The 277-nt window shown below is 43.7% G+C and carries 1 protein-coding gene; it reads left to right on the top strand.

Features of this window, described 5'->3' with window-relative positions; genetic code table 11:
* Nucleotides 1-55: 55 nt before the first annotated feature.
* Nucleotides 56-277: DUF3360 family protein (locus RAD10_RS41735; protein WP_461622011.1), on the top strand; the 222-nt coding region annotated here is incomplete at its 3' end.

Here is a 277-nt window from a genome sequence, read left to right as displayed (position 1 = left end):
ACGCTGGCGCCCAAACTTACCCTTTAGAGATTACAGGTTCGAATTTGAAGACGCTATTCCTGCAATGGCTGCCACCATAGGTAAAGTGGTTATGGTTGCCGCCATTGCCGCAACGTTTGCAAGCCCACTGGGGTTAAGCGACGCTTTTGTTTTAGAAAACGTGCGTTACGAATTACTTATCGTCGCCTTTTTTATTATTTTGTTTTCAGGCTTTATTTTACCTACCGCTAACTTAGCCGGTACTCATGGCCCTTTAATTCCGTTAATTCCAATTGTA

It is taken from the genome of Bradyrhizobium sp. 23AC, assembly GCF_054863025.1.
Note: the sequence above shows the minus strand (reverse complement) of the source record. Positions and strands in the feature narration are given on the sequence as shown.